Here is an 8,784-nt window from a genome sequence, read left to right as displayed (position 1 = left end):
ATCGCCACCAGCACGTTCGGCGCGTCGCCGGGGGTGAGGATGTCGTGGTCGGCGAAGTGCAGCTGGAACGAGGACACGCCCGGCAGGGTTCCGGCAGAGGCCCGGGGTTCCTCCCGGGGTGTTCACCCCAGGCGGCCGAGGGCCTCCCGCAGCCGGCGGGCGTCGCGCAGGCGCTTCTCGTACGTCGCCCCCACCGCCAGCAGCAGCACCCCCGCCAGCGCCGGCGGCAGCCAGCGCGGCAGCACGCCCACCACCTGCACCACGTACGGGGCCAGCTCGTGCACCGCCACCGCCACCAGGGTCGCGCCGCCCAGCAGCAGCGGGGCCTGGAGCCGGCGGTGCGCGCCGAGCAGGGTCACGACCAGGGCGGCCGTCCCCAGCAGCAGCGGGCGCGGCCAGTACGGATCCCCCCACACCGCCAACAGGCTCGGCAGCAGCGTCACCGCGAGCCCGGGACCGTACGCCGCCCAGGAGGAGGCACCCGGATCCCGGCGCCGCCGCAGCAGGCCCACCACCAGGGCCGGAACCGTCACGGCCAGCGTGTACGCCTCCGGAACCGTCACCCCCGAGGCGCCGAGGCGCACCCAGGTCGCCGCCACGCCCAGGACGCCGGCCGCCCACCCCGCCGCCCGCCGGTCCGCCCGCAGCGCCGCGCCCGCGCACAGCACCCCGCCCAGCGCGAGCACCAGCGCCAGGAGCGGCCGGTCGCCCGAGGCGAGCAGCACCGCGAGCACCCCGACCCCCACCGCGGCGGCCTCGACGGCCACGCGCACCCGACCCGTCCGCGGGGCCACCGCCACCGCCGCGGCCGGTACCGCGAGCACGATCACCCCCGTCCAGGCGATCCCGAGCCCGACCAGCGCGCCCAGCGCCACCACCGTCGCCGCCGCGCACCCCACGGCCCACGCCGCCGCGCCGGCCCGCACCGGCACCGGGGCGGTCCTGTACGCCGCTCCCAGCGCCCCCGCGAGGCCCAGCGCCCCGAGCACCGCGAAGGTGGCCAGACGGCCGTCCAGGGCGGCCACGGACACGTTCACGCCCCCGACGAGGGCGCACACCGCCGCCGTCGCACCCGCCACGGCGGAGCGCGCCGGAGCCCGCAGCGCGAACACCCCGAACGCGAGCGTCACCACGAGCTGCGCCCCGAGCGTCACCGCGGGGGCCGTCCCGGCGGCGAGGGGGGCCACGAACAGCCCCGCCCAGGCGCACACCACCGCCACCGCGGACGCCACCGAAGCCGCCGCCCGCCCCGGCAGGGCCCGGGCCACCGACCATCCGGCCACCGCCGTCAGCAGCAGGGTCACCGCCAGGGCGGCCACCGGAACGCCGACCGGCGGGGCCGGGCTCGTCGGCGCCCACACCTCGGACAGCACCCGCCACCGCGAGAGCGCCGACACCAGCGCGCCCGGCACCCCCGTCACCGCCGCGAGGGCCGCCACCCCCGCCGCGGCCCACAGCAGTCCGCGCGCCGCCGCCCGCGCCCCCGGCCCGGCTGCCCGCAGCGGCGCGAGCGCCGCCGCCAGGGCCGCGGCGGCGGCCACCCGCAGCGCCACCGACCAGCCGGGCCCCCACCCCTGCGGAGCGAGCGCCCCGACCGCCGCCACCGCGGCCAGACCCCCGACCAGGGCGGCCGGCCAGGCACGCGGCTCGCGCACGGCCACCGCCACGCCCAGGGCCGCACCCGCACCGAGCAGCGGGGCCGGGGCGAGCGCCCCGGGCGCCGCCAGGGAGGCCCCGAGCCCCAGGAGCAGGGCCACGCCGCCCACCACGCCGGCCGCCGCCCACGCGCAGACGCGCACCGCCCGCCGGGAGACCGTCACCGCCAGGGCCACGTCCAGCGCGGCCGTCGCCAGCAGCGCCCAACCGCCCCCCACCGCGTCCGTACCCGAGGCGGCCGCCGCCAGCGACAGCGGAAGCTGCCCGGCGGCCACCGCGGCGAGCGGCGGCGACCAGAGCCGGCCCGCGGCCGCCCCGTACGCCGCCCACAGCGCGGCGAGCACGGCGGCCGCCCACGCCGCGTAGGCCAGGCCGTCGGTGTCGGGCAGGACGACGGCGTGCAGCGCGTACGCGTCGAGCACCGTCAGCGACAGCCCCACCGCCGCCACCGCCTCCGCCGTGGAGCGCAGGCCCCGGCGCGACAGCACGACGGGAGCGCCGAGGGCGGCGGCCGTCACCACGGCCAGGACGGCGGCCCGGCCGCCGATCCCGAGCGAGCCCCAGCTCAGCAGCGTGAAGGCCAGCGCGGCCACCGCGAGCAGCACCGCCCCCGCCGTCAGCAGCACCGTCTGCGCGCCGGCCGCACCCGCCTTCGCGCCGGCCGTGCCCGCCGCGTTCCCGCCCGTCGCGGCGGCCGGCGGCGCGGGTGCGGGTGCGGGCCACACGGGCGCGGAGCCGAGGGCGAAGCGCAGCAGCCAGTCCCGACGGGCCAGCAAGTGGGCGCGTCGGACGTCGATTTGGTGGAGCTCGCGGTCGATGAGCGCCAGTTCCTCGGCCGGGGGCAGGGGGGAGTCCATGTCCGGAGTGTGGCGCCCGTCACGCCATCAGGACATGGGTGCGCGTACTCAGATCGGCACTCAGGCGCGCGACGGCCTTGATGAGTAGACGAGTAGACGAGTAGCGGAGTGGGCGGGCGCGGGGGAGGGTCGGTACCCGGGAGGGTCGGTACCCGGGAGGGTGGCGATGTGGCGAACCCCCTGCGCCGCCGGACCGCCCCGGAGCACACTGGCCCCATGCCGCGCCGACCGCACTACCGCTTCCGCAGCGTGTGGGACCTCGACGCCCCGCCCGCCCGCGTCTACGCCCTGCTCGAAGACCCCGGACGCTACCCGGCCTGGTGGCCGCAGGTCCGCGAGGTCCGACCCCTCGAAGGGCGGGACGGGCCGGACGGCCGCGCCGCGACCGCGCTGATCCGCTCGGTCCTGCCCTACGGGATCCACGTCACCCTCACCGGCCTGCTGCGCGATCCCGCCCGGGGCGTCCTGGAGGTGGCCCTGCGCGGTGACATCGAGGGTTGGGCGCGCTGGACCGTACGCGCCCGGCGCGGACCCGCCGGCCCCGGGACGCGGGCCCTGTACGAACAGGAGGTCGAGGTCCGCGCCGAACCGTTGCGGCGGATGTCCCTCCCGGCCCGCCCCCTCCTGCGGCTCAACCACGCCCTGATGATGCGCGCCGGACGGCGGGGACTCTCGGCCCTCCTGGCCGCCCCGCGGGAAGCGGTTTGAACAGACCCCACGCCTCTTGTATTGTTCAGTGCGTTCCCGGGCGATTAGCTCAGCGGGAGAGCACTTCGTTCACACCGAAGGGGTCACTGGTTCGATCCCAGTATCGCCCACCGGGACAGGCCGGTCCGTCATCGACGGACCGGCCTTCCGCATGTACGGGCCCCCGGCCCGGCGCTCCCCTCAGGCCGCCTGCGGCAGTTCCGGCCGCAGCGGCCAGTGCGGGTCCACCGCCTCCGGCGTGCCCTGCCGCGTGAACCACGCCTGGAGCCCGCGCGCCTGCGCCGCGTGCCACACCGCCTGGAGCGTGTGCAGCTCGGCCGGCGTCAACCGCTCCAGCCGCCCCGCGAAGCGGCGGCCCACCGCGCGCACGACCTCCAGCGAGGCCATCGCGTCCGCCGAGGCGTCGTGCGCGCCCTCCAGCTCTATCCCGTAGTGCGCGCACAGGTCCGTCAGGGTGCGGCGGCCCTTGCGGTAGCGGTCCAGGTGCTTGTCCAACACCCGCGGGTCCAGCACCGTCAACGGCCGGTTGTCCAGGTAGCGGGACAGCGTCGAGGCCCGGTGGCGCCGCAACTCCCGGTCCAGCAGCGTCAGATCGAACGGCGCGTTCATCACCACCAACGGCCGCCCCGCCACCTGCTGCTCCCCGAGCGCGCGGGCTATCTCCTCCACCACCGGCGCCGGCCAACGGCCGTTGCGCTGGAGGTGCTCGTCGGTCAGGCCGTGCACTTCCGTGGCCCCCGGCGGCACCGGGATCCCGGGATTGACCAGCCAGCGGGTGGTGCGGACCCGGCCGCCCGCACACTCCTGCACGACGAGCGCGGCGGACACGATCCGGTCCTGCTCGACGTCCACCCCGGTCGTCTCCGTGTCGAATGCGGCCAGCGGGCCCTCGTACCAGCGCGTCATGGCGAACTCCTCGTCCCCGATCGGCAGATGGGGCCCACCCGGGCGCCGATGCCCCGGTCCGCGCAGCCCCTGCCCGAAGCGGTGATACCCGTGCCGTTTGCCCCGTACGCCGTTTGCGGGCACTCCGGTACGGAGACAACCTCCCTGGGGGGTCGCACGGATGACCGGTCGTCACCCCATTCCTCCATCCCTCATCGCGGAGCCGGAAGGCATGGGGAGCCGGCCATGGCGCTCGCACGGTCCGAACCGGACGGGGTGCTCCAGGAACGGACGGGTCCGTCGACCGGTCCGCTGCGCGGCACGCTCGCCACCACCGCCTGCATGGAGACCCTCCAGGTGGGCTACCTGCACGCCGTCGCCGCCGCGGCGGGCTGCTCGCTGTCCCAACCCTTCCCCGACAACGGCATCGACTGGCACGTCAGCCACGGCGCCCCCGAGCACGTCGTCGACGACGAGGTGACCGTCAAGGTGCAGCTGAAGGCCACCTACCAGATACCGCCGCACCCGACCGGTGCCACCTTCGGCTTCACCCTCGACAACGAGCACCTCGTGAAGCTGGCCCGCACCCCCGTAGCCGTGCACAAGATCCTCGTCGTGATGCTCGTGCCGAGGGAGCGGGACCAGTGGATCGGCGCCGGGCACGACCGGCTCGACCTGCGCCACTGCTGCTACTGGACCAACCTCGCCGGACACCCCGTGACCGGCAGGCGCCGGACCACCGTACGGATCCCCACCGCGCGGATCTTCGACGACCGGGCGCTGTGCGAGATCATGACCCGGGTCGGGTCGGGAGGGACACCCTGATGAACCGGCATCCGCACCGCCTCGAACCCCTGCCGTCCCCGGGGTTCGCGCCGGACGCCCCCGACCCCGCGCGGGTCGACCCCCAGGTCCTCGGCGCGCTCCTGCACCGGCACGGCTGGCTCCGGCGCGGGGGAGCGGCGGGCCGCTACGGACGCTGGACCCCGCCCGGACCCGGCGGGACCAGCCTGCTCGTCCCCGAGAACCGGTCCTTCCCCGACTGCGTCGACCTGCTGGAGGAGGCGATCACCGCCCTCGCCCGCAGCGGCCTGCCCTCCGCGCGGGAGGTCCTCTTCGGCCTCGGCGTGCCCGCCGACGAGATCCGTTGGGAACGCGAAGTGCCGCGAGGGCCCTGCGGGTTCCGGGGGGAGGCCGCCTGGCCCGTCCAGGAGCGGCTGCGCTCGGCCGCCCGCCGGACGCTGCTCGCCGGGGCCCTCGCCGACCGGGCCCGCGCCGGGTACTACGGTGCCCGCCACCAGGCCCAGGCCGAACGCACCCTGGACGGCGTCCTCGTCGGCCCCTCCCCGGACGGGCGCCGGTTGACCGCCTACGTCCCCGTCGACGGTGGGCGGGGCCCGGTCACCCGGCTGCACCACGCGCTGCACGCGGCGCGGGAGGCCGTCGACTACCGGCGGGCGACCGGCGGGATGGAGGCGTTCGACGCGGCCGTGGCCGCCGGGGTCAGCCGGGAACTCGCCGACGCCCTGATCGCGCTCGTCCAGGGTTCCGAAGGGGCCCGGATCACGCTGGCCTGGGCGCCGGCGGCCGGGGTTCCGGCGGGCTGCGCCGCCCGGCCGGAACCGGTGGAGTTCTCGCCCGGCGACCTGCCGGTGCTGCGGGACGCCGCCCAGCGCTACACGCACAACGAGCCGGCCGTCCCCGTCCGGATCGTGGGGGCGGTGGTCCGGATGCGGCGCGCCGGGGCCGGCGGCGGGGGCACCGTACGGCTGCGGGTGCTGGCGGGCGCGGAGGTGCCGCGCGTACGGGTCGCCCTGGACGAGGAGGCGTACCGCACCGCCGTCCACGCCCACCTGGCCGGACTGCCCGTGCGGGTGGCCGGCCGGCTGCAACGCCGGGGCGGCTTCCGCCGGCTCACCGACGCCGCGGACGTCACCCCGGTCCCGCTGGACGAGGTGGAGCGGGACCGGCTGTTGAAGTCCCTCGACTCCTCCTTCGACCCCTCCGAGGTGCTGCCGTCGGAGGACGGAGAGGACTGAGAGGAGGGAGAGGTCACGAGGGGCCGGGAGAGCCGCAGGACGGCCCGGGGGCGGTGCCGGCTACCGGGCGACGGGCTGTGGCGGGAACCATTCGGGGCGCCGGGCGCGCAGTTCGGCCATGGCGTCGAGGAAGGCGCGCAGGAGCTTCAGCAGGGGGCGGTCGTCGCCCTCCCGCAGTTCCACCGAGCGCCCGTCGTGGCCGACGGTCGTCGTGACGATGATCGATTCCGAGATCCAACCGCCCTGGTCGTTGCCGTCGCCGTGGCTCTCGACGGTGGTGGTCGAGGACAGGGCGATGCCCTCCAGAGCGGTGTACGGGACCCTCAGCAGCTCCGGCGCGTCGACCACGCACAGGTGCGTGTCGGTGAAGGCCACGGTCCGGCTCCGGTCCCCGAACCAACCCCGTTCGAGGTGGGCGACCAGCCGCTCCCCGTCGGCCGTCCCGTACCGCCTGCGCAACCGGGCCGTGCGGCGGTCCGGGGACCCGTCGTCGGCCACGGGCGTCAGCCCCTCGACCCTCAGGGTCAGCACCCGGCGCAGCGCCTCCGCGAACCCGGTCGGCTCGTGGCGGTGCCGGTCGACGTGGGCGTTCACCTGTTCCCGGTCGTACCCGTGGCGACCCCGGCCCGACACCGGCGCGAAGTAGGGCGGCCGGACGGCCGGCGGGCGCCCGCGGTCGGCCGCCGCGGCGGCGGCGACCTCCGACAGCCGGGCGTTGACCTCCCCGATGTCGTACCCGCCGCCCTCGACGGTGTCGAAGGTGGGCCGCCCGGACGGGGTGAGCGCCTGCGGGGTCGGGGCCGCCGCCGGGGTCGGGGGTACGGGCGCCGGCGCGGGCCCGGGCGGCGACCAGGCCCGGTTGCGCACCAACGGGAAGCTCCCGGCGTCCGTCTTGCTGCACTGCTCGGGCAGGGGGAACCCCGTGGAGCGCATGCGGCGGCGCACCTCGTCGTGGAGGTCGGCCATCGACAGCACCGGACCGGCGTCGGGGACGCCCTCCCGTACGGCGGCCAGCAGGAAGCCGGTGAAGGCGCTGTGCGTGGCCCCGGCCGGCGCCCGGGATCGCTCGTTGTCCGGGGCGGAGGTCAGGCAGTACACGCCGGCGACCCCCAGCTCGTCCCTGATCAGGCGGGACTCGGCGCTCATCAGGTCCGCGTGCGCCCGGCCGCTGTAGCAGCAGTCCAGGATGACGATCTTCACCTTGGCCGGGGACCGCTTGACGACGTCCGCCGGGTAGGAGAAGCGCAGGCTGGTCCAGGGCTCGTCCGGTTCGCTGTCGGCGACGCCGAGGTGCAGCCGGCTGTCGGTGCCCGAGAGCAGCCCGTGCCCGCTGAAGTAGACCAGCAGGAGGTCCCGGGCCCGCTCGGCGGCGGCGATGACCGGCCGCATGATGTCGCCGGGCCGGCGCGGATCGTCCACGAGCGTCACGTCCCGCTCCGCGAAGCCGGCCAGGGACCCGTCCGTGAGGACGGCCCGCAGGGCGCGGACGTTGCGCGCGGAGTGCGGGATCGGCCCGAGGTCGCGCGAGTCGTAGGAGGCGGAGCCGATCAGCACGGCGCGCGCGGACGCGTACGGCAGCCGGGGGTGCCCGCTCACCGGTCGTCGGACGCGCGCGGGGCACCCGGGGTGTCCGGGGTGTCCGGCGTCCCCGGGTCCCGGGAGCCGTCCGGGTCCTCGGAGGCGACCGGTTCCTCCAGCGCGCGCACGATCCGCAGGGCCACGTCCTCGGGCGCGTCGAGCCGGGAGGCGTCGATCTCCACCTCCTTCTCCCCGCTGCGCACCCGGACGCGGACCTGCCGGCGCCGGACCCCCGCCCAGGTGCCCAGGGAGGCCGCGACCGCCGTGAGCAGGCCCTGCGGTTCGAGCACCAGCTGGAGCGCCTCCAGTACGGGGCCCATGTCCCCGTCGCGGAGCGGAGCCGGGCGGCCCGTGACGGAGACCCCCCGAAGGCGCCCGTCCTGGCGCAGCCAGTGTTCGAGGCGGCGCAGCTCATCGCCCGCCGGATCTCCCACCAGGTCGACGCGCACGATCATGTAGCCCCCCGAGGAGTCGCAACTCGCTGGGGGCACATGCTAGTTGGCCACGCCCTTCGGCGCGGGGAGTTCGCCGCCCGGGCGCCGGAAGGAGGCCATCAGCAGGCCCGGCGCGGGGGAGAAGTCCGGGCCGCGCAGGAAACCGTGGCGTGCGTACAGGGCCACGGCGGGGGCGTTGTCCGCGCCCGTGGTGACCTCCACCGCGCGGCCCGGGAACAGCTCCGAGAGCGCGTGGCGCAGCAGCAGCGAGGCGACGCCCCGGCGGAAGGCGGCCGGGTCCACGCAGAGCCGGTCGACCGTGACGACCCCGTCGGCCGCCTCCTCCCAGGCCAGGAACCCGGCGATCGAGCCCTCCCCGTGGACGGCGCCCGACCAGCGCAGCGGCGCCGCCCGCATCCCGGCGAGGTCCTCCGCGAGGGCGGGGATGCCGTCGAAGCCGATCAGCTCCGCCTCCACGGCGTACGCGGCCCTGCCGATCCGGTGCACGGCGGCGGCGGTCGCGTCGTCGGTCAGGTCGAGCGGGAGGACGCGGAAGGCGTGCGGGCCGGTCACGGGCGGGTTCCTCACCTAGGGAAGGGGCGGTTCGGGCCCCTCACGCTACGGGCC

8 protein-coding genes and 1 tRNA gene are annotated in these 8,784 nt (G+C 76.8%); 4 read left to right on the top strand and 5 right to left on the bottom strand.

Annotation, left to right across the window (positions count from 1 at the left end):
* Positions 1 to 122: 122 nt before the first annotated feature.
* Positions 123 to 2,513, bottom strand: a complete 2,391-nt coding sequence (locus tag AB0D01_RS18045; protein ID WP_363056243.1) for a hypothetical protein — start codon at positions 2,511 to 2,513, stop codon at positions 123 to 125.
* 216 nt (positions 2,514 to 2,729) lie between these two features.
* Here AB0D01_RS18045 and AB0D01_RS18040 point away from each other — a divergent pair, with 216 nt between their 5' ends.
* A complete protein-coding gene (locus AB0D01_RS18040; RefSeq protein WP_363056241.1) occupies positions 2,730 to 3,221 on the top strand; it encodes an SRPBCC family protein in 492 nt (163 codons plus the stop codon).
* Between the two features lie 38 nt (positions 3,222 to 3,259).
* Positions 3,260 to 3,331, top strand: a tRNA-Val gene (locus AB0D01_RS18035).
* A 70-nt stretch (positions 3,332 to 3,401) separates the two neighbouring features.
* Here the strand turns inward: AB0D01_RS18035 and AB0D01_RS18030 are convergent.
* Positions 3,402 to 4,127 carry a 3'-5' exonuclease gene (locus tag AB0D01_RS18030; protein WP_363056239.1) on the bottom strand — a complete coding sequence of 242 codons (726 nt, stop codon included), beginning with the start codon at positions 4,125 to 4,127 and terminating at the stop codon, positions 3,402 to 3,404.
* Positions 4,128 to 4,352: 225 nt separating this feature from the next.
* On the opposite strand from AB0D01_RS18030, the gene AB0D01_RS18025 reads away from it, so the two are divergent.
* On the top strand, positions 4,353 to 4,931 hold the full coding sequence (locus AB0D01_RS18025) for a DUF4365 domain-containing protein (RefSeq protein ID WP_363056237.1): 579 nt from the start codon (positions 4,353 to 4,355) through the stop codon (positions 4,929 to 4,931).
* Positions 4,931 to 6,145 (top strand): hypothetical protein, encoded by a 1,215-nt coding sequence (locus AB0D01_RS18020; RefSeq protein ID WP_363056235.1) that lies wholly within the window; start codon positions 4,931 to 4,933, stop codon positions 6,143 to 6,145. Before AB0D01_RS18025 ends, AB0D01_RS18020 begins: the two co-directional genes overlap by 1 nt.
* Positions 6,146 to 6,205: 60 nt before the next feature.
* Here AB0D01_RS18020 and AB0D01_RS18015 read toward each other — a convergent pair whose 3' ends face one another.
* Genes AB0D01_RS18015 through AB0D01_RS18005 form a run of 3 tightly spaced genes read right to left on the bottom strand, consistent with a single transcriptional unit; the run spans position 6,206 to position 8,730 of the window.
* Positions 6,206 to 7,741: a caspase family protein gene (locus AB0D01_RS18015; protein WP_363056233.1), complete on the bottom strand. Its 1,536-nt coding sequence runs from the start codon at positions 7,739 to 7,741 to the stop codon at positions 6,206 to 6,208.
* Positions 7,738 to 8,178 carry a hypothetical protein gene (locus AB0D01_RS18010; RefSeq protein WP_363056231.1) on the bottom strand — a complete coding sequence of 147 codons (441 nt, stop codon included), beginning with the start codon at positions 8,176 to 8,178 and terminating at the stop codon, positions 7,738 to 7,740. The genes AB0D01_RS18015 and AB0D01_RS18010 overlap by 4 nt, the downstream gene beginning before the upstream one ends.
* A 39-nt stretch (positions 8,179 to 8,217) precedes the next feature.
* Positions 8,218 to 8,730, bottom strand: a complete 513-nt coding sequence (locus AB0D01_RS18005) for a GNAT family N-acetyltransferase (RefSeq protein ID WP_363056229.1) — start codon at positions 8,728 to 8,730, stop codon at positions 8,218 to 8,220.
* Positions 8,731 to 8,784: the final 54 nt, after the last annotated feature.

The organism is Streptomyces sp. NPDC048606 (genome assembly GCF_040650855.1).
GTDB lineage: Bacteria > Actinomycetota > Actinomycetes > Streptomycetales > Streptomycetaceae > Streptomyces.
Note: the sequence above shows the minus strand (reverse complement) of the source record. Positions and strands in the feature narration are given on the sequence as shown.